Source organism: Coleofasciculus sp. E2-BRE-01 (assembly GCF_040221695.1).
Lineage (GTDB): Bacteria > Cyanobacteriota > Cyanobacteriia > Cyanobacteriales > Coleofasciculaceae > Coleofasciculus.
The window spans coordinates 1-25,348 of record NZ_JAVKEA010000117.1 but is presented as its reverse complement, the minus strand read 5'-3'; the positions used below and the strand labels follow the sequence as shown (position 1 = coordinate 25,348).

Genomic DNA, 25,348 nt, shown 5'->3' with positions numbered 1-25,348 from the left:
GCAAATTAATTTTTTGTCCGAAAAAGACAACCAAGATACTCAGAAAAGCAGGTGATTATCATTCTCATTCCCTTTTTCATTATCAATAAACCTGTCAATAAGCTGACATCTTTTTAAGGGAAAGAGGGGTGAAATGCTTTGCCTGCCGAGCTTTTGAGCTGCTTGTCACCCCTTCAGCCCTTCTCTATTTGACATTAAGTCCGGTAGCGTGGAATTTTTTTAACGCAGAGGTAAACGCAGAGGTACGCAGAGTTTTTCGTCAGAAATCTGGATATCAGCAAACCGAATACAATTTTTGACTGATACAGCAGAGTAATGGTGTTTAAGTCATGGAAAAACCGTTTCCCATTTCCTCTTCCCTTTCTTGACATTACTCACAGTAATTGTAGGGTGAGTTAGGCGGATATTTAATCAAAGAAATAACCGTTAAATGTTCTATCCGCCGTAACCCACCAGACCAAAACCGTTCCCTGTTCCCTGTTTCCTTTCTTAACATTACTCACAGTTCACTATTTCAGTTTTACGATTAAATTGAACGGGCAAATCTGATTGTTCTACCGTAACTAAGTGATAAGGTTGAGTGATTGCCATTGTTGTGCCACAGTTCCGTCCCGGTTGCTGTTCTACAGCGTTAATCACCAGTTTATCATCCTTCATGATAATATCTTTAATTTCAACACTATAGCCACCACTAGGTTTATTCCCTAGTCCAACTCCAATCACCATGTTTTCAGTAAAGTCAACTTCAGGTACTGATGGTGTTGGTCTATCAATTGAATGAAGATTCGCCCAGAATTGCTCCCATGTCGCTTGATCGTGAATTATTGTCTTAAAGGGTTCTTCTAGTCCACTATTCCAGCTTTTTTCTAAGGTGTTAAACGCAACAGTATTGGATGGGCTTTCTGGGTCTTCTAACATCCTTAAATCCTCTTGGGCTTGGCTTAATAGTTTTGTGCCACTACACAGGGATGTGGTTAAGCGATTATCTGAACGTGAGGCATAGACGAGGTAAGATTCTCCTTCAGTAAAATTGAAACCGCAACTCGCACTGGAATCGGATGTCATCACCATTAATCGGCGTCTTTCTTGTCCTTTCCAAACTTCGGACACTTCAAACATGACTCGTTTTTGCGGAAACGAGAATTGGGGACGTTGGTGAGTCCGACGAGGAGTGATTACATTAACGACTCGACCGGAAAAGACAGCATTAGCCGATTCAAAATGTTGTTCAGGGGTAGCTCGCATACAACTACAAGCTTGAGCCGATTCTGCTGATATGATAAATAGGCTGGCGGCAATCATGAGTAGTTTTTTCATTGATAAAACTCCTAATAGTTGTGACAAGATCTTAAAAGATTAAGCATTTGAATTGTCAGACTTCCCCTTTGACCTCTTGTCCTAATGAAATGTTCCAAGTCTCATGAATTAAAAAAAGGTTTTATCATAGAGATAAGATGAGTAAGCGAGATGATCAGTATCTGTGATATCCTCGGCTAAAGTAACCCCTCTAGTCAATAATCCCGATCGCCTAGAACGTCGCCTGAAAGAAATCCCGACTGAACCTGGGGTTTATCTAATGCGTGACGGGAGCGATCGCATCCTCTATATTGGTAAATCAAAGAAGCTGCGATCGCGCGTTCGTTCCTATTTCCGTAACACCCAACCCCTGAGTCCCCGTATCGCCATGATGGTGCGTCAGGTGGCGGAGATTGAGTTTATTGTTACCGATACGGAAGCCGAAGCCCTAGCATTAGAAGCGAATTTAGTCAAGCAGCATCAGCCGTATTTTAATGTACTGCTCAAAGATGATAAGAAATATCCCTATATTTGTATTACTTGGTCAGAAGACTATCCGCGTATCTTTATTACCCGTAAGCGGAACCTGAGAAAGGAAAAGGATCGCTATTATGGTCCCTACGTCGATGTCGGCTTGCTGCGAAGTACATTACACCTACTCAAGCAGATTTTCCCCCAACGCCAGCGCCCTCGTCCCCTGTTTAAAGACCGCCCTTGTCTTAACTATGATATTGGGCGTTGTCCTGGGGTTTGTCAACAGCTAATTTCCCCCCAGGAGTATCGCCAGATGGTGCAAAAAATGGCGATGGTGTTTCAGGGACGAACGGGGGAACTGATTGATATTCTATCCAAAAATATGGAACAAGCGGCGGAATCGCTGAACTTTGAGTTAGCCGCGAAAATTCGGGATCAGATTAAAGGGTTAAACGCCCTCAGTGCGGATCAAAAAGTCGCCCTACCGGATGATACCGTATCACGGGATGCGATCGCGCTTTCGGCAGATGCCCATCATGCTTGTATTCAATTATTCCAGATTCGTGCCGGTCGGTTGGTGGGGCGATTGGGATTTTTTGCTGAAGTTCCATCAGGGGGAATTGAACTAGGGGCAATTTTACAACGAGTATTAGAAGACCATTATCAAACCGTTGACGCGGTAGAAATTCCCAGTGAAATTCTAGTCCAGCATGAGTTAACCGATACCGAGTTATTGGCAGAATGGTTAAGTGAACGGAAAGGGCGAAAAGTGACAATTATCGTTCCCCAACGCCAAACCAAAGCCGAATTAATTGAAATGGTGGAACGGAATGCGAAGTATGAGTTAGAACGGACGCAGAAATTCGCTGACCGCAATAGCCAAGCGATGCAGGATTTAGCCGCAATTTTGGATTTACCGGATTTACCCCATCGGATTGAAGGGTATGATATTTCTCACATTCAGGGGGCGAATCCGGTAGCGTCTCAGGTGGTGTTTATTAATGGAACGCCAGCCAAGCAACATTATCGTCACTATAAGATAAAAAATCCTACAGTAACCATTGGTCATTCCGATGATTTTGCCAGTTTAGCCGAAGTCATTCGTCGCCGTTTTCGCAAATATAAAGACGTAGGGGCGGGTTTAACGGATACCATTTCGCCACAAACCGATAACTTAACTAAACCCGCCCTTTCCAACCACCAGGGAAACCCCGATGTAGGGGCGGGTTTGACTGATACCATTTCGCCACAAACCGATAACATAACTAAACCCGCCCTTTCCAACCACCAGGGAAACCCCGATGTAGGGGCGGGTTTAACGGATACCATTTCGCCACAAACCGATAACTTAACTAAACCCGCCCTTTCCAACCACCAGGGAAACCCCGATGTAGGGGCGGGTTTAACAGATAACATTTCGCCACAAACCGATAACTTAACTAAACCCGCCCTTCCCAACCATCAGGGAAACCCCAATGTAGGGGCGGGTTTGACTGATACCATTTCGTCACAAACCGATAACCTAACTAAACCCGCCCTTTCCAGGGAACAAAAAATCTCTAATGATTTCCCGGATTTAATTATGATTGATGGTGGTAAAGGACAACTCTCCGCCGTGGTTGCGGTATTACAGGATATGAACCTGTTGGATAAAGTCCGAGTGGTGAGTTTAGCCAAGCAACGGGAGGAAATTTTTCTCCCCGGTGAATCCTTTCCCCTCCCCACCGACGCTGAACAACCGGGGGTGCAATTATTACGGCGTTTACGCGATGAGGCGCACCGTTTCGCCGTAAGTTTCCATCGCCAGCAACGCAGTGATACATTACGCCGTTCTCGCTTAGATGAGATTTCCGGATTAGGATTTGCCCGTCAAAAACAGTTATTGGCACATTTTCGTTCCATTGATTATATTCGAGAAGCATCGGTACAACAGCTTGCTGAAGTTCCGGGAATTGGTTCGCGTTTAGCCGAAGATATTTATACCTATTTCCACCCATGAGAATTAAATCCCTGAGGGGGTGACAAGAGACTTGAGGGTACTACTGGGTGTAGGGTGTAGGGTGTAGGGTGTAGGGTGTAGGGTGTAGGGTGTAGGGTGTAGGGAAAAATTGACGCTTCGACTCCGCTCAGCGTCAACACTGAGCGGAGTCGAGGTGTTGCCTCTCCCCACCACAAGACTTATTCAGCCGCCCCTACTTACCAACTTTTGAATCCGACAAACTTGCCTCAATAGTCTGCAAAATCCGATCCAAATCTTGCCCGGAAACATAATCTATAATACCTGTCCAGAATGTCCCCGTGCCTACGGCTCCAGGAAGCAGATCAGAAGCGTCGTAGCGGATGAGTTCATCGTCAGATAATAAGAGTTTAGCTTGACGTTTAGTCACCACATCTGGGTAAATCTCTAAACTCACCTGTTTGTGGGGTGAGATTGACCCTTTGATTCCGGCTAAAATTTCATGGGGTTCCACAGAAATCAAATACTCCATTAACTGCCGTGCCTCTGGGGTATCATTAAACATACCGATGATTTGCCCCCCCACTAACAACGGCACACCTAAATCTGGATCAATACTGGGAAGTATAAAAATATCAACATCTTCTCCCAACATCACATCATCGGGAAAAAATGAGGAAATAAACGTGGCTTGGTGATGCATATAACATCCAGGCGGTTGCTCGAAAAGTGGCTTAGGTGAATCCCCAAAGAAAATACTCTGAATACCCGTTTTACCCCCGACCACATAGTCAGGATTTAAGGCAATCGTACCAAATTTTTCAAAGGCATTTTTAACGGCTGGATGAGTGAAGGGAATTTCGTGGTTCACCCATTGATCATAAACCTGGGGTTCCACGGTTCGCAGCATGATATCCTCGATCCAGTCTGTGCCAGCCCAACCCGTTGCCTCACCACTGCCGAAACCAATACACCACGGAACGCCCCCATCTGCCACAATTTGGTCAGATAATGCCATCATTTCATCCCAGGTGGTGGGGATTTGATACCCCTTTTCGGCAAAGGCGGCTGGGCTATACCAGACCAAACTTTTCAGGTAGATTCGATACCAGATACCGTAGAGGGTATCATCAACACGGGCTAAGTTGAGCCAGTTCTGAGAAAAGGCTTCTGACAATTGCGCGGGTGACAAAATTTGCTCAATGGGTATCAGTTTCCCATCTCTGGCAAAGTCTGCCATTAAACCAAGCTGCGGGAACAGGGCGAGATCCGGTGGATTTCCGGCGTCAACCCGCACCGGTAACACAGTGGTGAATGCATCCGTTCCCTCATACTTCACCTTTATCCCCGTCGCCTCAGTAAAGGGGGCTACCACTTGTTGCACTTCTTGAATTCCTTTCCCGGTTAGCGTACCCATGAGTGTCACGGTTTTGCTTGACTGTTCTCCTGGAAGATTGCAAGCGGTTAACAGGATCAATAAACTCAGGCATAAACAGGTCAGCTTTCCGATTTTTGGGATGAACATCCGTTCTTTCTACTCCAGGGACGCAATGCAAAAATTTTATTTTACTGTGAAAATAGCTTAATGATGGGAACAGTTATCAATCATTCATCTGCGTGTACTCAACCCTAGAAGAGAAATATCAACGTTTGCGGAAAGAACTGATTGGTGGTGGGCTTGCCCTCTTGGGAGTCGCTCTCATTGGTACGCTATGGTACAAACTGGTGGAAGGGTGGTCATGGTCAGATGCTGCCTACATGACGATCATTACTCTGGCAACCGTTGGTTATGGCGAGACGAATCCTCTGGGCGATCGCGGACGCTTGTTCACCATTTCCCTGATTTTAATGGGTCTTATCGCCATTGGTTATATTGTCAATCGCTTTACAGAAGCCCTGATTCAAGGGTACTTTCAACAAGGAATTCGACTGAGGCAACGACGACGCTTGATTGATACCTTAACCAACCACTATATCCTCTGCGGCTTTGGTCGTACAGGGCGTCAGATTGCCCTAGAATTTAAGGCTGAGGGGATTCCGTTTGTCATCATCGACTCTCAAGCGGATCAGGTAGAAGAGGCACGGGAGTTGGGTTACATTGTTGTCCAAGGGGATGCTACTTTGGATAATACTCTACAGGCGGTGAGTATCGACAAGGCAATTTGTTTGGTGGCGGCGTTACCCTCTGATGCAGAAAATCTGTATACCATCCTCTCTGCCAAAACCCTCAATCCCAAAATCCGCGCCATCGCCCGGGCGAGTTCTGAAGACGCCGTGAAAAAGCTTCAACGTGCGGGTGCAGATGCGGTGGTATCTCCCTACATCACCGGGGGTAAGCGCATGGCATCGGCTGCCTTGAGACCCCAGGTGATGGACTTTGTAGATGGGATTATCACCGGGGCTGATCGTTCATTTTACATGGAAGAGTTTCTGCTTGACCCCTCAAGCTGTCCTTTTATTGGAAAAACCCTACGGGAAGCCCATTTGCGATCGCAAACCGGGGCATTAGTTTTGGCAATTCGCCGCGCCGATGGCAATCTGATTGCTGGACCTAATGGTGAAACCTCCCTACTATCTGGAGATGTACTCATCTGTATGGGGACAGCCGAACAAATTCGCCTACTTAACCGTGTCCTCAGTCCCCTGCGTTCTCACTGGGTACGACGACCTAAGCATGGTTAAGTAGGTCGGTACAATAACAGTTAACGGCGGGGATTGTCATTCGTCATTCGTCATTCGTCATTTGTCATTTGTCATTTGTCATTCGTCATTCGTCATTTGTCATTCGTCATTCGTCATTCGTCATTCTTTAAGTACCTGGATAAATTCTGTACGCTGTACTAGCAAATGTTAAGAAGTCTCAAATCCTTACTGTTCCCAGTTGCCAGTTCCCTGTTACCTGATCCCTGTTCTCAACCGTTAATTTTAATGAAACTCCGACTACTGAGATTTATTATCCATGTATTCTCGCCAGTATGTAATCTTTCTTTGGTCAAGTTCAAAGATAATGGCATCCTCAACTTTTGACAGTTCACCTGTTTCTTTGTTCCGTTGACGCCAAATCCATTCTACAGCTCCTTTATTTCCCTGAAAAATTATGGCATTAATGGTAATTTTAGTTTCTGTAACTTGAGCAAAATAATCGTCTGCGGCTGCTTTTATTTGCTGTTTACCCCTGAATCGAGAACCAGGGACAATAAATACACTATCTTCGGCAAAATCAGCGATAAGTTTATCTGAATCCGCCGTTTCCCAAGCTTGGGCTTGCCGTTGGATCAGTTCTGAAATCGTTGATTCGATGGGTTTGGTATCTGGTGAGAGCATCGCTATAATACTACCCTTCGATAAATTAGAACAGGAATGCAAATTAGCCGCAACTGCGCTACCTGTAAAGGTAGAGTAACTCATCGGGAAATCCCTGGAGACGTGCGGCTTCTCGTGGTGTTATTCTCCGAACACGATCATTGTGATAAATTCCTAATCGATTGGCATCGCTAGCAACCAACGTGACTGATATTTTCCGGGGATCTAAAAACTTGTAAACTTCAAAGCAGAAGTTCCCTGATACAGGTTTGTATTTACCATCAACAATTTGTAAATATTTTTTAGCCACGAGTGAGTCAAGAACCTGTTCCAGATGGGGATGATTAAAAAAGCTAGCGATTTGCTCTCGACTAAGCAACTTGCCATCTTGATTACGACCGAATGCTTTATTCCGACGCTTCAAAATAAAACGGTTCATTAACTCAATTTCTTCCGAACTACAGTTTCCCCGTAAACCCAGTTCCCATGAGTGCAGAGAATTTCCACCACGATAATCAATCAGCCGCCGACCATGCAATTGATTCAAATTATTGTTTAATCGACTTTTTAGAGCTTCAACAAACTCCGGCGAACAATCATATTTAGAATCAGGATTATCTTCTAATATATCAGCCACGGCAACTGGTTTACTCAAGGGATTAAATAAGGATAGCTGTTGACAATTATAAGAATGGGAATCGGGCGGACCCACATCAGAAATTAACTCAAATTTTGGCGAAGCGCCTAAAATCCCGACCATGTAAAGGCGAACCCGGTTTTGCGGTAATCCGAAATTAGCACTGTTTAGGAGAAATGTATCAAAGCTATAGCCTCGGTTTTTAAGTTCATGCTTGATTGTTTCTAAAGTTCTACCCCGATCATGACTATAAAGACCGCGAACATTTTCAAAAATCAAGGTTTGAGGTTTACAGGTATCGATTAATCTCAATATTTCAAAAAACAATGTTCCTCTCGTGTCTCCAAATCCGGCTTTCTTACCCGCATAAGAAAAAGACTGACAAGGAAAACCTGCCAATAAAACGTCATGGGACGGTAATTGGTTAATTGCTCGGATATCTCCTAAGACCTCATGGTTAAAATTATTTTTGTAAACCCATTGACAATCTGGACTGATTTCACTTGCTAAAACACATTCAGTTTTATAGTTTAAGGTGTTAGCTGCTTGTTCAAAGGCTAGGCGTATACCCCCTATACCTGCAAATAAATCAATAAACCGGATCTTAGTCATGAGCTACATAGATAATTTTAATTCCTTACTTCTTCGAGACTTTGGAGTCATTATCAATTATTTGTTACATTAATGATGATTTATAATTTTTAAGCTGATTTTTTATATTTTTATATAAAAGGCTAAAATGGCTGGGAACATTAAATATAGTAAGCTTTAGCTTACTTTAGCTTTTAGCCAGGAAATTGATTTCCGGGCGATGCTTTACAATCATGTCGATGTCCATCTGGATAAATAGTTGAACAATCGACATAAGCATTAGAAAAATCAACATTATGACTGCGAAAAAAAATTGCTCCTTTTAACTGAGCTTGACTTAAATTCGCCTGAGTTAAATTAGCACCGTTTAAGTTAGCATAATTCAAATTCGCATCTCTTAGATCAGCATTGCCTAAATCAGCCCCTTGCAAGTTGGTATAGGCTAAATTAGCACCCCGTAAATTGGCATGACGTAATGTTGCTCTTGATAGATTCGCTTGTTGTAAATTTGCCTGAGATAGATTACTCTGGCATAGTTTAGTATCGCTCAACTCAGCCGCTTGTAGTTTGGCTTGTTGCAGTTGAGCTTGACTGAGATTAGAGTAAGGTAGGTAAGTTTTTTGTAAATTAGATTCCTTCAAATTAATGCCTTGTAGATTAGCTTCAAATAAGTCCGCCTCACTGATATCCATTGCACTGAAGTCGCGTCTACCCCTAGCATATTGAGTCAGTAACTCTGTTCTACCAATCTTCTCCATCTGCTCTGTGACTTTGGAAGGTTCTGCTTCCTCTTCTCAATTTAATCTGTCTGATCAGGTCACTATAGATTTATGATGAAAACCCTGTATTAATTGTAATGCATTGTAGCGAAAGCTACATTTTTCCTGATTTTTTTTAAGGATTATCAAGATTTATATTTAATGCTTGATCCCAATTGACAAATAACAGTTTGTGTGATATATAAAATCTGGTTTGAGAGTATCAGTCAAGTCTTCAAAATCCGGGCTAATCAACTGGGTCTCTCGGTATCCAAAGGACGATATTTTTTCATCCTATAATCATGAAAGTCGGTTTGGTGTTCTATGTAGAAATGTTTTATTATCGAAGTTGGAAATGATGAACTCATAAGTCAACTACCCCACCCATGCTGCATAGGGACGAGATATACCAGATACGAATTAGGATAACGATAGCTATATTAAAAACTTCTAGATAAAAGCCAAATCGAATACTATCCTGAAAAAACTATGTCAAACCCACAATTATCGATCGCCCAACATTATCACGAGCGCACCAAATATGATCCGGAGACGATCGCGTCCAAAAATAAGCGATTAGACTGGGACAATCAACCGATACCCTTTAAAGAGTATAAACTAGGAACAACCATTGATCTGAAGCCCTATCTCAAAGAAGATCCCCAAGCGTTCGCCCAGGAACCCGGTAAAAGTTGGTGGCGGTTGTCACGGTTGCTCTTGTGCAGCTATGGCTTAACGGCTAAGATGGCAACCATGATTGGACCTCCGGTTTATTTAAGGGCGGCGCCTTCAGCCGGGGGATTGTATCCGGCGGAAGTCTATTTAATTTCCAGTGGAACCTCTATATTAGCTCCAGGACTGTATAACTATCAGTGTCCTAGCCATTCTCTAGTGCGCTTTTGGGATAGCGAGGTTTGGTCAGGGCTACAAGAGGCTTGTTTACAGCATCCTAGCTTAGAGACAACGGAACTGGCGATCATCACCACCGCTATATTTTATCGTTCAGCTTGGCGCTATGAAGACCGTGCCTATCGTCGAGTATTTCTGGATACGGGTCATTTGTTGGGCAATATTGAACTCGCGGGTGCGTTAACGGGGTATCGCCCCTATCTGATTGGTGGCTTTGTCGATCAGAAGGTGAATGATCTGCTTTATCTTAACCCGGAACAAGAAGGCGCGATCGCAGTGGTTCCCCTCGCGGATCAACTCCAGGGACAAAGCAGCCTCTCTCAGCCTACTGCTTTACCGTCAGCGACGCAGTTTGACTATCCCGAACTTCCTGATGGGGAATTGCTGGCTTACCTGCATCAAGCGACGCAAATTGAACCGACAGATAAGCAGGAAATCGAATCGCCACCATCTGGGGAATCAGAGTCAGAAAAGGTAGGTGAAGACAAGTATAATTTTCCCTTCTGCACCAAAATCTCTACGACTACATCACCGATTCAATGGGGTAGTGTTACCAGGGAAGGATATGCGCCTCAAGCCTTGGAAAATACGATTCTAAAACGGCGATCAACTCGCGCTTATACTGGTGCGCCGCTATCCTTAGATGAACTTAAATTGCTACTCGATTTCACCTATCAACCCCAACACTACAGCGAGCAAGGATTTGAAAGTTATCCTGATTATTTGGATCTGAGTTTAATTGAAACCTTTGTGGCAATTTCAGGAGTGATGGGTTTAGATGAAGGCTGCTATTATTACGCGCCAAAAGCTCAAGAATTGCGGCAAATCCGCTTTAAAAACTTCCGGCGAGAATTGCATTATTTGTGCTTAGGACAAGAGTTAGGGCGGGATGCCAGTGTGGTTCTCTTTCACACAGCAGACTTGAAAAAAGCTGTCGCGAAGTATGGCGATCGCGCTTATCGTTACCTGCATCTGGATGCGGGACATTTGGGACAACGGCTCAATTTAGCGGCGATTTATTTAAGGTTGGGGGTGAGTGGTATTGGCGGGTTCTTTGATCAGCAAGTGAATGAGGTTTTGGGGATTCCTCCCGATGAGGCGGTTCTTTATATTACTACTCTAGGGCGTCCCAGGAGTTGACAACCTATTATGAACGTGAGGGGTCATGTCAGGGCGGGTTTTGAACAAACGTTATCATCCCTAGCCAAAACAAAGTCCCTAAACCCGCCCCTACACAATATTATGTTCGAGAGGTTATTGGTCTTATGTCATTTGTCATTTGACAACCTATTATGAACGTGAAGGGTCATGTCAGGGCGGGTTTTGAACAAACGTTATTATCCCTAGCCAAAACAAAGTCCCTAAACCCGCCCCTACACAATATTATGTTCGACTAGCGAAGGAAAATGTACCCTTGCTCCCCCAGCTCCCCCAGCTTCCCCAGCTTCCCCCGCTCCCCCTCACCACAACACTTATTCAGCAGCCCCTAATTAATTGCAAAGGGCGCGATCGCGGTCTGTTACATTGGGGTTAGTCTTCAGATAATCCCCTACCCAGTCACAACTGCGAACCAGGAGATTATCCAGAACCGTTTGATTCACATCCTCCAAATTCCACAAAATGATGCTGTTGTCCAAACTGGCAGATGCCAGCGTTTGCTTATCGGGGTGGAAACTCAACCCTCTGATTTCATCCTGATGCCCTTTAAGGGTGACAATTGGCGTGCCATCACGTTGCCAGAGTTTGATCTGTCCGTCTAAACTTCCGGATGCAATGGTTTGACCGTCAGGAGAAAATGCTACCGCATAAACTGGATTATCATGACCTTCTAGGGTTTGTAGCAAAACGCCGTCTTTATTCCAGAGTTGCACGGTTTTATCCTCACTGGCGGTGGCAATTGTCTCACCGTCAGGGGAAAAACTCACGGCTTTGATCGGTTCCTCGTGTGCCTGCCATGATGAGAGGACTGTGCCAGTTTTATCCCAAATCACGGTGAGATCATCACTAACTGAAGCCATCATCTCACCGTCGGGGGAGAAACTAATATCATTGACGCCACTACTATGTTCATCGAGGGTTTTCAGTAGCGTTCCGTTGCGATTCCATAATTTAATCATTGCATCCTCACTCGCTGTGGCAATGGTTTCACCATCTGGAGAAAAACTCACCCGATTTATGCGATCGCGATGTCCATCCTCTAGATTTTCTTCCCCTGGTAAAGTCTTCAGGAGTTTCCCCGCTGGGTTCCACAAGCGCACCCGTTTGTCATTACCCACCGTGACAATCGTCTCACCGTCGGGGCTAACGTTCACATCATAGACGCGATCGCTATTCTCTTGCAGCGTTGCTAACTCTTTCCCATCACTTTGCCAGAGTTTCACCGTATTGTCTGAACTCGCGGATGCCAAATAATTCCCCTGGGGACTAAACCGGACACTATTGACCGAATCCCGATGTCCCTGAAGCGTATCAACAAGCTGATGTTTACCCAGTTGCCACAGTTTCACACTTTTATCTAAACTCGCCGACGCCAGAGTCTGCCCATCGGGACTAAAACTCGTCCCATAAACCGTACCCTGATGTCCAGTTAGCGTCTGTTGTAGAGACGTTGCATGCAACGTCTCTACATCTAAACTCCAGAGTTTCACGGTTTGGTCATCACTACTGGAGACAAGAGTTTGCCCATCTGGACTAAAGCTCGTCCCATAAACCGTACCCTGATGTCCAGTTAGCGTTGTCAGCAGCTTACCCTCTCGATTCCAGAGTTTCACGGTTTGGTCATCACTACTGGAGGCAAGAGTTTGCCCATCGGGACTAAAGCTAACCCCGATAACGCCAGCCTCATGACCCGTCAGGGTTAACAGTTCTTCACCCTCTAGCGTCCAAAGCTTTACCGTACCATCCCAACTCGCCGTCGCCAAGGTTTCACCATCAGGGCTAAAGCTGACGCCATAAACTTGACCCTGATGTCCTTCTAGAGTACCCACCAACCTGCCATCTGGCTGCCAAAGTTTCACAGTTTGGTCATCACTGGCGGTGGCGAGGAGTTCACCATCGGGGCTAAACCTGACGCTATTAACCGCATTATCATGGGCGGCGATGGTTTTAATCACGGTTCCCTCTTGATTCCACAGATTAACCGTCCCATCTAAACTGCCACTGGCAATGGTTTGCCCATCGGGAGAGAAACTCACGCCCCGGACTGGCTGAGTGTGTCCGGTGAGGGTACGAACTAATGTACCATCTGGACGCCAAAGTTTTACGGTTTGGTCATTACTCGCGGTAGCAATCCATTCACCATCGGGACTATAACTGACATCCCATACTCTGTCCGTATGACCCTCTAATTGGTTCCGTTCTCTACCCCAAGACACCGTTTGTTGTAGGGCGGTGATCACATTGGCGTTTAACTGAGTATCCTTTTGACTCCAGTTAGCATTTTGCAGTTTACGTCCCGCTTTCAGGGCTGCTAATCGGGCTTCAAAGCCTTGACCAGACGCAAACAACGCTTCTGCGGTTTTACTGTGGCTAATAATCTGCCCGGTATAGGCTTGCATCCTCAGTCGTTCGGCTTTTAAATATTGAACGAACGCCACTCCGCCTAAAATAACCGAAGCGCCTAACGCCACACTAACGCCAGCCAGGAGTCGTCTTTGACCACGGGTTCTGGCTTTGCGTCCCCCATCAATATACTCTCGCTGAAGTTGGGTGGGTTTGGGTTCGATTTCCGCATTGGTTGTCAACCATTGTTCGGCAGCTTCGAGTTCACTTCCTCGGAGTAAAAGGTGATTATTGCGTTGTTTCTTATCCCACTCTTTCGCCAGTTGTTGTAAGCGGGTATGTTCTTTAATATGGTCTAAATCGGTATCCAGGGTTTTGAGAAGGGACTCCAATGACCCATTAAAATTATCGGTTTCGCGGAAGAATACCCAGTTCAGTCTAGCTAATTCTGGATGCACACCTTTGAGTTGATCATCCCGCAGCACAATTGGGATAATGCGTTTGCAGCGTTGAATCGCGTACTCCAGTTCTTGAGTACAACGTTCCGATTGAATCGCATGGGGACTAATAAAGAAGATACAGGTGTGGGCTGCCTCAATTTCTGTTTCGGTCTGGGTTAGAGGACTTTCTTCCCAATTCACCCAAATATCTCGTTTCTCCCGGTTGAGGGCGTCATAGAGTCTCTGAATCGCGTCTGTATCGGGGGAGGAGTAGGAAATAAAAATTTCAGCCATGTTTTGTTATTGGTCAGGGAACAGGGAACAGGGAACAGGGAACACGATATTTCGCAACTGAGTCACTTATGACTTCTTACAAAGGGAATTCGAGTTGGTTTGCAGATAGTCTCCTGCCCAATTACAACCCGATGCGATGAGATTGTTGAGTAATTGGTCATCCAAATACTCTAAATTCCAGAGAATCATGGTGTCGTTTCTATCCGTAGATGCCAGGGTTTTGCCATCGGAACTGAAACTGAGATGGTCTACTCCTGCTTGATGTCCGTTCAAGGTAACGACTTCTGTACCATCGACTGTCCAAAGTTTCACCGTACCGTCTAAACTGGCTGTAGCTAGGAACTGACCATCGGGTCGAAAGGTGACACGATAGACGCGATCGCTATGTCCTTCCAGAGTCTGGAGTAATTTGCCCTCAGTTGTCCACAGTTTCACGGTTTGGTCATCACTGGCGGTGGCAATGATTTGACCATCGGGAGAAAAGTTAACACTACCAACGGCGGCGTCATGTCCCTCAATCGTCTCTAGCAAGCTACCATCTAGACGCCACAGTTTCACGGTACCATCTTGACTGGCGGAGGCGATAGTTTGGCTATCCGGGCTGAAGCTAACATTTAAGACCATACCCTGATGACCTTCGAGAGTCTGCACCATTTCACCGTTTCGCTTCCAGAGTTTTACGGTTCCATCTTGACTCCCTGAGGCGATATACTCTCCATCGGGAGAAAATTGTACCGTCCAGACGATTCCCTCATGCCCGTTTAGCGTCTGTAATTCTTTCCCGTCTTTTGTCCAGAGTTTCACGGTTTGGTCATCACTGGCTGAGGCAATGATTTCACCGTCGGGAGAAAAACTGACACTTTCCACCCAATTTTTATGTCCGGATAGAGTATTCAATTTTTTGCCCTCTGGACTCCAAAGGGTAACATCCATTCCGGATGCGATCGCGATTAACTCCCCATTCGGACTAAAACTGGGACTAATACCGGCTTTGGGTAAGGTTTTGACTAAAGGATTGTCAAGTTTCCAGAGTTTCACGGTTCTGTCATCACTCGCTGATGCTAGAGTTTGCCCATCTGGACTGAAATCTACACCAAATACCTGACTACTATGTCCGGTGAGGGTATTGAGGAGAGTGCCGTCGCGATTCCAGAGTTTGATGGTTTTGTCTTTACTACTGGTGGCAAGGCGTTGACTATCCGGGCTAAATGTCACCTGCCAGATGCCATCCTTGTGACCGATTAGCGTTTGCAGTTCTTCTCCCTCAATTGTCCAGAGTTTCGCCGTTTTATCCTGACTGGCGGTGGCGATGAGTTGACCATCCCCGGAAAAACTCACACTTGTGACCTCTCCTTGGTGTCCTGTCAGGGTTTGTAGTTCTTCACCCTCAATTGTCCAGAGTTTCACGGTTTGATCAGCGCTAGCCGATGCTAACTGTTGACCGTCAGCCGAGAAGCTGACACTGATAACTGGGGCATTATGTCCAGTTAAGGAATTGAGGAGTTTACCCTCTCGACTCCACAGTTTTACCGTCCCATCCTGGCTGGCTGAGGCAATAATTTGGCTATCGGGGGAAAAACTGACGTGGTAAATATCATTATCATGGGCATTAATACTATGTAGCTTCGCCCCATCTTTTGTCCACAGGTTTACCGTCCCATCCCGGCTAGCGGAGGCAATCATTTCACCATCAGGGCTGAAGCTGACCTCTCGGACGCGATCGCGGTGTCCTTCTAGGGTTTTGATTAAACTCCCATCTCGCTGCCAAAGTTTAATTGTATGGTCACTACTGGCGGAGGCAATACGTTCACCGTCGGGGCTAAAACTAACGCTACGAACTTTATTTGTATGCCCGTCTAATTGGTTGGATTGATTCACCCAATAGACAGACTGAAGTAACGCCGTGGAAATTGTTGAATGAAGTTGAGGATCTCGGCTAACCCAGTTGGCTTGTTGCAGCGTTTTAGCCGCCTCTAGAGATTCTAAGAGGGCAGGAAATTTTTGCTGGGAAACAAATAAAGCGTCGGAGGTGGTACTTTGGACAATAAGCTGTTCTTGCTGGGCTTGCACATACAGTTTTTGCGATCGCTGATATTGCCAGAACGCGACAAGTCCTAAGAGAGTAGACACACCCAGCGCCACGCTAACTCCAATAATTGACCGTTTTGCCTGACGAGTGACCCATTGACGACTAACCCCAACGTATTCCCGATGCAGAGGTGTAGGAAAAGGTTTTTGTTCTGAACTCCATACCAGCCAGGATTCTCCTGATGTCAGTTCACTTCCGTGTAATAAAAGGCTAGTATTGCGTTCTTTTTTTTCCCATTCCATGGCTTGCACTAACAAGCGCGTATGTTCTTGGGTATCCTCTTTATTGTTATCAATGGCTTGCAGCAGTTCTGCAAACGCCCGCTCAAAATTTGTCCCTTCGCGAAAATCAATCCAGGGAACTTTTGCCATCTCTGGATGCATATCCTCTGGGTCAACATCCAAATATAAAATCGGCAGAATTCGCTTATGGTGTTTTAGGGAACAGTCTACTTCGACACCGCACTCTTTGGATGCCACTGAATCCGGGCTAATCACAAAGACGATATTATTCGATTCTTCAATTCCTTGATAGATTTCTTGTCGCCAATCAGCGGTTAGGGGAATGCCTTCCCAATCCACCCAAACCTCACGGTTAGCGTTTTTAAATGCCTCCCGGAGTTTCAGAACAAATTCCTTATTGCGCCGGGAATAAGAAATAAAGGCTTCTTTCATAAATTGCACACCCTGAAGTGTCTAGGTTCTATGAATCGGGTTCAGTGATGATCGTTATTCTTCCGGGATAGAAGCATCGGGGGCGGTGAACTGCACTGCCCCTTGGATGGCATTATCTTTGGTGCGATCAGCTACATCACAGACTAATGCCATCTGGAAGTAATGATCTATTTCCATTTCTAGAGGCAGGTCATTGGGAAGCGTGATTTCAACCTCACCGCCTTGTTCAGGAATCTCAATCATGGTTTGATACACTGGATTCCAACTCTGATCCACTAGGAGAAATTCGGCGGAGGTAACAGTGGTTTCCGGTACTTGCCATGAAAGTGTTGCGGGCGAGTTCAGCGCCACCAAATAAACCCCCTGATCGTTAGTGGGCATCAAGGGGGTAATCGTTACTTCACCACATCCAGCACCGCGCAACCCAGCGCCGCGATCGCGCGATGGTGAAAGTTGGGCAGTTAAAACGTTTACATCTTCATTAGACTGGGCTTGTAGCGGTGGTTGCCAGCCGATTCCCATGACCCAGATTGTCGTGAATACCCCGGTTACCAGACTCAAAGACTTAAAAGACTTTAATCTATCCATTGGTAGATGTGTGAAATCTTGATTGACACTTATAGACCTATAATAATCGAAAACTGAAAGTTTTATCTAGAAAAATAAAATTAAGCTGATCTTCATCAAAACTTTAAAAAATCCAGAGTTTTTTAAAGACAATCTTCATAATTCTTGTTTTGTCTCGTCTTTTGAGAGGCAATGGAGGCGGTAATACCTAGTAATATATATATTACAGATCTAAGGGAACTCCTTAGGCAGTTTTGAACGGTTCTGAATCGTTGTCATTGGTGTGCCAGTAACCATTAACTATCAATACCCAATCAAACCCATCGAAACTAGCTGTAGCTTCTGGTTGCAGTGGCTATTGGTGACGCTGTTGGGTTTTGTGGCAAGTCTATTTTGGATCGAGATTGGCGAAAGACCCGATATTAATATGATTGAGGGGATCATTGGCGGGACGATAATCGGATTCGCCCAATGGCTAGTCTTGAGACGATACCTTTCCTCCGCCTGGTGGTGGATTATTGCCAGTCTCCTCGGTTGGGGAGTCATGGGGTTGAGTTCGTTTGGCGTCATCGGTTGGTTTGCTCCCCGAACGATGCGTCTTTTCCCTCGGTTGGTTTATGGAGTCGTCGATGGCGCAACTCTGGGGCTAATCCTGGGAATGGCGCAATGGTGGGTTCTCCGACAGTATGTTAGCAAAGCTTGGGGATGGATTTTTACCAATACTCTATACTGGGCAATCAGTTTAGCGGTAGGTTGGATTGTCGGTGGACTTTTGCGCCGCTTTACCCAGATGTTTCTCAGCGAAGTTCTAGGTTTAGGGGTAACGTGGATGTTAGTTGCAGGGTTAACTGGAATAACTTTAATTCGATTGCTGGGAAAAGTTCCAACTATCAAGGGTAGTGGTTTATAGTGGTTGATAACGGACGCGATCGCATCCATTATCCAGAAGCTGTCATGTCCAATTCAGCCAAACCTCGGCAAATTAATTATTGAAGCGCAAGGGTGGGTGAAATTGGCAAATGGGCAGATTGTTTTGGTAGCGGCATCTCCCACCGCAACACTTCAGGTGAAAAGCTTATCGGAGTGACTAAACCCGCCCCGACAATTGATTGACTGTAAGCTTGCCAAGCTAATTCTAGGGTTGCCATTTCACTCCAAAAATCATTGGTATTTCGCAATGCTAATAGTCGTGAGGCGCATTCATCCCGGTTGATGACACTGCACGCCCAGGTTACCAGATTTTCAAAGTTTACTGATTGTCCTGTCGGGTAACTCCAACGTGTGCCAAATTTAGCGATTTCCCCATTGGGATAGTACCAGCGAGAGGCGACTTTTGCCGTTTGTCCGTTGGGATAGTTCCAAATTGCGCCAAATTTGGCTGTTTGTCCGTTGGGATACTGCCAATTGTCACCGATTTTCGCCCGTTGTCCATTGGGATATTCAATAATTGCCCTTCCCCAGGTATCAGCTAATCCACAGGCGAATTGTTGCTGACTCTCCACTAATCGCACCAGATTGTTATTTCCTTCAGACAGTCGCGCTAGTCGTGTCATGATGGTGAGATCCAGACATTCCTGGCTGGCGGTTGGCGGTGGAATGGTTTCTACTGCTGAGGGTTGTGCGGTGTCACAATATTGTGCTTCTAGGGTAGCCAGGTTTTCGTCGTCTAAACCTTGTTGTATCGCGAGGCGGCGTACCTGGCGAATTTGACGGCATTGAGTCGGCGTGGCTTCAGCGCGATCGCGACTTATGCCAAGCACCAGTAGGGGTAATAGTGATAGTACCACGCGCATCGCCTGTTTCATAGAGACAAATCATCCTTATCTTCGATAATCCCCATATCTGAATTATTTTATAGGATAAGGGGTCAAACCCCTCATTGGTGGAGAAAAGTCTTCTCGAAGTTTATCGGTAAGTGTCACAGAGAAATGGCTGCTAATACAGATAATACTCTCTGTTGTCCTAATCTATCTCTAAAATCTCAGCATGATGAGGGTTTTCAGATTTATCAAAGTGGCTGTTAGGCGAGGATTCTCATACTTTTATCCACTCATCCTCCGTACATACACGGATTTTAGTTCAGTCAGGCTAAATTAATTCCCGTAATTTGCCCGATTCATTAAGGCGGTAGGTCTAAATAAGATTGAATTGTCAATCAAACACATCCTTTGGAGAACTCAATCCAATGATTCGTAAGACCCTAATCGCTTCTACTTTAGTTTTGTGCGGTACTCTTGGATTCACGTCTGCGGTAAAAGCTCAGACAACGGAAGATGTTCTATTTGATGGAACTATAGCGAATTCCTGCACCTTTGAAAATAAAGTCGATGGTACTCTGATACAGGCAGTTGGAACCAATACTCTAACCAGCACAGGCGCTACAGCAGGTTCAGTTGACATTACTTGTCAGGGAGCTGCAGATCTAACGATGAGCGCTCCTGTAATGATAAGCGCACCTGCTGAATACGACGATGCTACCACAACAAAAACAGCGACTGCTACGGGTACTACTGCATTGGGAGCCAATATCAATTTAAATGATACCGATGTCGCTGCAGTTGGATTAACTCTCGGTACTAACAGTCTCACTGTCAATATGGATGCAGCACATCAATCTACTCTTCCTGCAGGAACTTACCAATTTGGTGTCACTTTAACCGCTACACCGTTATAAGTATAAGGAATTACTTATTTGAGTGATTCCATCGCACGCCTAATTGAATGGGTTTGTTTCTAGGCAAACGTCAGGACTATTTCCCCTGGAAACAAACCCTTTACTTCAAGCAATACTCAATTCGGGAATACGGCAAAAATGGTACTTTTTTCTCAAAAAAATAAAAACCCCCTACAAGTAGCTTGGAAAGCATTTCAGTATGGAAGTTGGGCGCTATCTGCTACTTTGCTTTTTGGAGGTTCAGCTCAAGCACAGCTAGGTGCTGCTCCGTTAGTTGTGGAAGTCGAAGCCAATCGGGGTCAGGCACAAACCATGATTAATGTGATTAATACTACCGATACTCCCTTGCGGGCAAGAATTTATACTGAGCCTTTTACTTATGAGCGTGATAGTGGATTTCAAACTCTATCCTCTAGCCCCAACTACCTTGGTTCCTATCTACAGTTTTCTCCACAAGAATTAACAGTACCACCAGGAGTTAGTCGTCGAGTACGGATGAGGGCATTGCTTGCACCTAGCCTACCTGATGGAGAGTATAGAGCCGTGGTGTTTACAGAAACCTTAAATGAAGACTGGGGTGGTAGCGGTAAAAAACTTGGTATCACTGCACGAGTGGGAACAACTGTTTATGTTCGTAAAGGTGATATATCTCCAAATTTAACTGTCAATAGTGCTAGCTTTAATTTAAAAGAAAACAAACTCCAATTACTGGTTCAGAATACAGGTGATGCTTCTGTCCGGTCAAGTGTTAACTGGGAGTTGAAACAGGGAAAAACAGTTATCAAGACTGGAGAATTGCCTGCCAGTACTATCGTTGCCCAGAGCGATCGCAATCTTATATTAAATAATTTCCAATCTGACACATCATCCCTTTCCCCTGGTAACTACCAACTCACTGGAGAATTAATCTGGGGTGATGATAATAGTAACCAACTTCCCTTCAGCGTTAATCTAACGATTCCTAGAAACTAACTCATTTATCCGAGCAACTTGTCAATCCCATTCCCTTTCAGCAGACGTTAATATCTGCCCTATGTTTCATGCCGTACCGCCCCATTCCCCGCCAGAAATTGTACACCACGTAACTCCAGACAAGGCAGATAAAGTTCGCGAACATCCATTTATAATCGCCAACACGCCAGCCTCTCCCAGCCAAAATCCTGTTGCGTCTTATTCGATTCCGAGTTCACTGGAATTATTCTTACCCGAATATTCCGACTCAAATTTACCGACTTTGCCCGAAGGGATAGAACCATCCAACGCCGCCAAACTCGGACAACCTATTTCAGTCAGTATCTCTGATAATAAATCAGGACAACCCGAATTATCTTCCTCTACTCCTTCTATTCAATTCAATCCCGTCAATCTTGACTTGACTCTCTATCCGGCTGAACCTAATCATTCAACATCGAATAGTTTACCATCCCCAGCAGATTCAAATCCTAGCTTAAATCCTGCCAATTCAACACCGGAACCCGAAAAACTCGCTGACGAGGAACCCGCACCCCAACCTGACACATTACCCCCCCCAAACCCAGATATCTCAACCCTTCCGCAAACTCAATTTTCAATCGCCCAAGTTCCTGATGACTTCTCCTCCTTTCTGGTAGGCATCAAAGTCAACAACCGCCCAGTAATTACTAGCACCTTAATTCGCGGACAAGAAAATGGGGAAAATGCGATTAACTTTGATCAATGGTTGTTACCTTATGACGCCATCGTCAAAGCCTTAAAATTAACCGCCACCGTTTTACCCGACAATCAAATCGAACTGCGATCGCCTAATCAAGTCGTTCGCCTCAATCCCAGTCAACTCAAGACTGATCCGGAACTAGGCTTGGTGTTTTCCGTGGCGGATGTGCGAACCTTATTCGGCGTGGAAATCGAATTCGACATTATTGATTATGCGGTTTCCATCCAAGCCCCCTGGTTAAATCAACGGCGTCAAAGGGGAAAACGAGACGTCATTGTCCAAACCGAAGGATTACCCCGAATTGCCCCCTCTGGGTTCTCTCTTTCCGCTGTTGAACAACGGATTGATGCGAGTGGAACCGCGACTCAATCACCCAACTATCGGGGAAATGTATCTGCTGTTGGCAGTATTTTTGGCGGAAGTTGGTATATCCGCGCCAATCAACCCCAACTCTTCTCCTCTGATACCTGGAGTCTCGCCGAAGCGCGATTTCAACGCCAAACGGATGCGGCGGATTATATTATTGGATCTCAACCCCCTTTCTGGCGTAGTCAAAGTCCAGGGGATTATTGGGGATTCACCACGATTCAACGGAATGGTTTTATCCCCCAACTTCAACTTTACGGTGGTTCTGATCCCCGTCAACGCCTACAAGCCGCGCAAATCGGACGCACGATTTCTGGAACAGCGGAACCGGGAACATTAGTGCGTTTGGTGCGAGGATTAAGTGATGACGCGATCGCAGAAGTTCTGGTGGATTCTTCAGGTGTCTACCGCTTCGAGGATGTGGAATTCGAGAGTCAATCGTTTAATAATTATCGTATTTTACTCTATCCCCAAGGGCGACTCACGGAAACCCCAGAAATTCGAGACGCCACTTTTTCCAATGTACCCGGACAAATCCCCGCCGGATCAACAGCCGTTATTGTCTCTGGAGGATGGCGGCGACAATTGTCGGGTTTGAATCAAGAAATATTGGGCAATTTTACCGACGTTCAAGGTGGGGTGATGGGGCGCTGGGGGGTTTCTAATAGCCTGACATTAGGGGCTGGTGCGGTTTACGACGAATCGTTTCGGGGATTAGCAGAAGCCTTTTTTCAGCCAGAAGGCTTTCCCTTAAAAGCCGCCGTCTCGGTTCTAAGTGGTACAGAGGAGTCTGACTGGGATATTAACGCCAACGTACTGTTTGAACCCTCGCCTAATTTTACCGCCCGATTCACTAGCGATCGCTTCGCCCAACGGTTAAACGCCACCTTCCAAGTGTTACCGGGTTTCACCCTATTTGCCAATACCAGCACCAATGATGCAACGGCGGCTGGTGTACAATTCGCCTTAAGCAACAAAAACGCCTTTACCTTTGCCCGTCTCAGCTTTGATACCCAAAGCCGTTTCCGGTGGAATCTAATTCAACGCCTGAATCAATGGGAATTTCGGTCATTGGGGAATGAAATTAGCACCCAATCCGAACTTGGTTATCGTTTCTCTGATAACTTAAGTACGGGTCATTCGTTGGTTCTCGGTTATGATACCCGTAACCAAAATGGTCATAACTATTTAGCGAGTCTCACTTGGCGCTATCGTTCCCCCCAAAAATCGGGGGATGGAAACCCCCTCTGGGACGCGCAACTGGGCTATGGTATCGGTTCTCGCGGTTCGGGAATTGTCGCCTCAGTGGGAACCTCGATTTTACCAGGTTTACGCCTACAAGCGCGATATCAAGGGATAGCCGTGAGTTCCGATAACGCCGCCTTCAGCTTAAACCTCGTCTCCAGTCTCAATCTCCAGCAAGGAATTACCCCTAGAGACACCAAAACTGACTATCTCCGCACCCAAGGCGGACTCTTAATTCAACCCTTCTTTGACCGCAATCAAAATGGTAAACCTGATCCGGGGGAAAAATACTACACCGACTCCACCTTACTCCTAGTGAATCAGCAGTCTCTGGGATCATTACGCGCCGATATCCAAGAGGATCGGATCATCATGAATTTACCCCCTGGAACCTACCGCCTCGACTTTGATCCGGCGGGTTTTCCCTTTGACTGGCAAGTGATTAATGAAGCCTTGGCGGTGGAGGTAGTGGCGGGGAGTTATACACCGATTCTTATTCCCTTGGTTCAGTCTTACACCATATCGGGAATTGTCACCGATAACCAAGGTCAACCCGTGAGTGGGGCGAGAGTTGAAGCCATCCAAGCGGATGCTGGTACTCAATCATTTTCCATTACTAACGATGCTGGCGTGTATTATTTAGAACGATTACAGCAAGGAACATACCGCCTGCAAATCAACGATCAGCCTGCGTTTCCCCAGACGATTGATCTAAAAAATAGTTCGGAATTTTTCCAAGAACTGAATCTGAATTTGCCCACCTCTGTAGATAGCTAATCTAACTATTTTCCTTTACTAAGTACCTAGACATAAATACTATCCGCTGTGCTAATACATGTTAAAAAGTCTCAAATCCTTACTGTTCCCTGTTCCCTGTTCCCTGTTCCCTGTTGCCTACTCTCAAATGAATGATTCTAATTCAATCGATCTTGACGCCCTTAATGCTATTACCGCTATAGCTGCAACCACAACTCAAGCAGCCCAACCGAATCAGCTAAAGGCTTGGTTAGAAGCTACTAAAATACTGACACTGCCGTGGGCAAAACCGCTCCTGCCTGCGATGGGTATACCTGAAGCGTTAATTGAGCATTCAGCCTCCCTGGGGCAACTTCACGAACAGCTTTCAGAGTCGATACAGCAACAGACAAATCCAGAGCCAGCCATTCGGGAGACAATACAACAACTAGCAGAGCAAACGACTTCTGGAGTAGCCAGTGAATTTAAAGATTGGGTTGAGCGTCATTTTATAGACCAACGGCTCTGGGCTGCTTTAGAAGCTTGGTGGGGTATTCTCTATCGAGCAGTTCACTTCCATTCTGTGTCTTCACCTGTTAGTTGGCAACGACTTCATCCTCAAATCGCTGAATTAATCAGTCCACAGCAATGGCAGCAGCTAGAGGAACAATTACAGCATCTGGCACCACCACCCAGTCAGGAAGAGGAACGACTTGGGTTAACTCTATGTGCAGATGCGTTGAGGATTCAAGAAATAATCAACCATGAATGGACATTTGCAACTCTCAAACTGATAAAGACTGAGGTAAGTGAGACAGAATGGACGGAACTGAAGATATGGGCGGAAACCATAGCCGAAGAAATGGGGATTCCATCTGAAGAGCTATTTATTTAGACGTTTTTTTCCACTCACAAGGATATTAACGGTAGCGTAACCGTAAATCTTGTACCCATACCAACCTCGCTGGATAAGGTAATCGTTCCCCCGTTTAATTATCGGAAACCAAATTAAGGGTAGACTAAGATTGGGAAGAACTAAAAACCTTTGCAGATGTTTTCTCCTACTTTGATAAAGGATGGGTACAGGAAAGAGCGCGGCTAATCTTTCAATCTTGACTTGTTTGTGTACTTGAAGCAGCCACAGT

17 protein-coding genes and 1 pseudogene are annotated in these 25,348 nt (G+C 45.5%); 8 read left to right on the top strand and 10 right to left on the bottom strand.

Annotation, left to right across the window (positions count from 1 at the left end; all coding sequences use genetic code 11):
- Positions 1–495: 495 nt before the first annotated feature.
- Positions 496–1,317: a protease complex subunit PrcB family protein gene (locus tag RIG66_RS13925; protein ID WP_446378915.1), complete on the bottom strand. Its 822-nt coding sequence runs from the start codon at positions 1,315–1,317 to the stop codon at positions 496–498.
- A 163-nt stretch (positions 1,318–1,480) separates the two neighbouring features.
- Here RIG66_RS13925 and uvrC point away from each other — a divergent pair, with 163 nt between their 5' ends.
- Entirely contained in the window at positions 1,481–3,769 is a 2,289-nt protein-coding gene (gene uvrC / locus RIG66_RS13920) for an excinuclease ABC subunit UvrC (protein WP_446378913.1), read from the top strand.
- Between the two features lie 193 nt (positions 3,770–3,962).
- Here the strand turns inward: uvrC and RIG66_RS13915 are convergent, their stop codons facing one another.
- Positions 3,963–5,252 carry an ABC transporter substrate-binding protein gene (locus RIG66_RS13915; protein ID WP_446378911.1) on the bottom strand — a complete coding sequence of 430 codons (1,290 nt, stop codon included), beginning with the start codon at positions 5,250–5,252 and terminating at the stop codon, positions 3,963–3,965.
- Positions 5,253–5,344: 92 nt separating this feature from the next.
- Here RIG66_RS13915 and RIG66_RS13910 point away from each other — a divergent pair, with 92 nt between their 5' ends.
- Entirely contained in the window at positions 5,345–6,409 is a 1,065-nt protein-coding gene (locus RIG66_RS13910) for a potassium channel family protein (RefSeq protein WP_446378909.1), read from the top strand.
- Positions 6,410–6,667: 258 nt separating this feature from the next.
- Here RIG66_RS13910 and RIG66_RS13905 read toward each other — a convergent pair whose 3' ends face one another.
- From RIG66_RS13905 to RIG66_RS13895, 3 genes are all read right to left on the bottom strand, one after another.
- Entirely contained in the window at positions 6,668–7,135 is a 468-nt protein-coding gene (locus tag RIG66_RS13905) for a nuclear transport factor 2 family protein (protein ID WP_446378907.1), read from the bottom strand.
- The gene (gene dcm / locus RIG66_RS13900) at positions 7,110–8,279 is read right to left on the bottom strand and encodes a DNA (cytosine-5-)-methyltransferase (protein ID WP_446378905.1); all 1,170 of its coding nucleotides are present in this window, start codon (positions 8,277–8,279) and stop codon (positions 7,110–7,112) included. Before dcm ends, RIG66_RS13905 begins: the two co-directional genes overlap by 26 nt.
- A 173-nt stretch (positions 8,280–8,452) precedes the next feature.
- The gene (locus RIG66_RS13895) at positions 8,453–9,016 is read right to left on the bottom strand and encodes a pentapeptide repeat-containing protein (RefSeq protein ID WP_446378903.1); all 564 of its coding nucleotides are present in this window, start codon (positions 9,014–9,016) and stop codon (positions 8,453–8,455) included.
- A 489-nt stretch (positions 9,017–9,505) separates the two neighbouring features.
- On the opposite strand from RIG66_RS13895, the gene RIG66_RS13890 reads away from it, so the two are divergent.
- Entirely contained in the window at positions 9,506–11,065 is a 1,560-nt protein-coding gene (locus RIG66_RS13890) for a SagB/ThcOx family dehydrogenase (protein WP_446378901.1), read from the top strand.
- Positions 11,066–11,415: 350 nt separating this feature from the next.
- Here the strand turns inward: RIG66_RS13890 and RIG66_RS13885 are convergent, their stop codons facing one another.
- The 3 genes from RIG66_RS13885 to RIG66_RS13875 all read right to left on the bottom strand — a co-directional run bounded on the left by RIG66_RS13885 (position 11,416) and on the right by RIG66_RS13875 (position 17,511).
- Complete coding sequence (locus tag RIG66_RS13885; protein ID WP_446378899.1) at positions 11,416–14,160, bottom strand: WD40 domain-containing protein; 2,745 nt, start codon at positions 14,158–14,160, stop codon at positions 11,416–11,418.
- Between the two features lie 66 nt (positions 14,161–14,226).
- The gene (locus RIG66_RS13880; protein ID WP_446378897.1) at positions 14,227–16,923 is read right to left on the bottom strand and encodes a WD40 domain-containing protein; all 2,697 of its coding nucleotides are present in this window, start codon (positions 16,921–16,923) and stop codon (positions 14,227–14,229) included.
- Positions 16,924–16,977: 54 nt separating this feature from the next.
- Complete coding sequence (locus tag RIG66_RS13875; protein WP_446378895.1) at positions 16,978–17,511, bottom strand: DUF928 domain-containing protein; 534 nt, start codon at positions 17,509–17,511, stop codon at positions 16,978–16,980.
- 262 nt (positions 17,512–17,773) lie between these two features.
- Here RIG66_RS13875 and RIG66_RS13870 point away from each other — a divergent pair, with 262 nt between their 5' ends.
- A complete protein-coding gene (locus RIG66_RS13870; RefSeq protein ID WP_446378893.1) occupies positions 17,774–18,400 on the top strand; it encodes a hypothetical protein in 627 nt (208 codons plus the stop codon).
- Between the two features lie 76 nt (positions 18,401–18,476).
- Here RIG66_RS13870 and RIG66_RS13865 read toward each other — a convergent pair whose 3' ends face one another.
- Positions 18,477–19,295, bottom strand: a complete 819-nt coding sequence (locus RIG66_RS13865; protein ID WP_446378891.1) for a hypothetical protein — start codon at positions 19,293–19,295, stop codon at positions 18,477–18,479.
- Positions 19,296–19,675: 380 nt separating this feature from the next.
- Between RIG66_RS13865 and RIG66_RS13860 the strand changes: the two genes are divergently transcribed.
- The 4 genes from RIG66_RS13860 (at position 19,676) to RIG66_RS13845 (ending at position 25,098) form a co-directional block, all read left to right on the top strand.
- Positions 19,676–20,164, top strand: coding sequence for a hypothetical protein (locus RIG66_RS13860; RefSeq protein ID WP_446378889.1), 489 nt, complete (start codon positions 19,676–19,678; stop codon positions 20,162–20,164).
- Between the two features lie 138 nt (positions 20,165–20,302).
- Positions 20,303–21,136: a P pilus assembly protein, chaperone PapD gene (locus RIG66_RS13855; RefSeq protein WP_446378887.1), complete on the top strand. Its 834-nt coding sequence runs from the start codon at positions 20,303–20,305 to the stop codon at positions 21,134–21,136.
- Between the two features lie 61 nt (positions 21,137–21,197).
- Entirely contained in the window at positions 21,198–24,245 is a 3,048-nt protein-coding gene (locus RIG66_RS13850; RefSeq protein WP_446378885.1) for a carboxypeptidase regulatory-like domain-containing protein, read from the top strand.
- 127 nt (positions 24,246–24,372) lie between these two features.
- Positions 24,373–25,098, top strand: a complete 726-nt coding sequence (locus tag RIG66_RS13845; RefSeq protein WP_446378883.1) for a hypothetical protein — start codon at positions 24,373–24,375, stop codon at positions 25,096–25,098.
- 93 nt (positions 25,099–25,191) lie between these two features.
- Here RIG66_RS13845 and RIG66_RS13840 read toward each other — a convergent pair.
- A pseudogene (locus RIG66_RS13840) lies at positions 25,192–25,348 on the bottom strand (IS4 family transposase); the annotation flags it as partial.